Genomic DNA, 509 nt, shown 5'->3' on the forward strand with positions numbered 1-509 from the left:
CCAGCAAACTTCTCAATTCACCTTCTTCAACTTACAGAACGCTCCCCTACCACTCAGAGGACAGATGACAGATGACTGAAAACAGATAAATCAAAACTACATCCACTTCTTATGAAGACCACTTAACATCTTTGCTATATCTCGATACTCATCGCTAAATCTTTCCCAATCAGACTTAGTAATATAATCCAGATCGTAACAATATCTTATCCATACTCGCATCTCTTCAGCCGATCCAATCGCTATTGCCAAATAACGTTTAAAATCAACCTTGGATATACTTTGCTTTCCAAATCCTTCCGCAATATTTGCGCAAATTGACTTGCTCGCTCGCCTTACTTGATCCGCCAGAGCATATTGCTCAACTTTCGGCATCTCCAAGCTTAACTTATGTATTTCCAATGAAACTTTATATGCTTTCTGAAAAACCATTAAGTCTTCAAACTTTTCTATAGCTTTCATTATTCTGTCCTCTGTCTTCTGTTTTCTGTCCTCTGAATCCGCAGCTT

1 protein-coding gene is annotated in these 509 nt (G+C 38.5%); it reads right to left on the reverse strand.

Annotation, left to right across the window (positions count from 1 at the left end; translation table 11 throughout):
* Positions 1–96: 96 nt before the first annotated feature.
* Positions 97–509: four helix bundle protein (locus tag DNJ75_RS15270; RefSeq protein WP_206609146.1), on the reverse strand; the 413-nt coding region annotated here is incomplete at its 5' end.

Source organism: Cysteiniphilum litorale (genome assembly GCF_003428165.1).
In the GTDB taxonomy this organism is placed as follows: domain Bacteria; phylum Pseudomonadota; class Gammaproteobacteria; order Francisellales; family Francisellaceae; genus Caedibacter; species Caedibacter litoralis.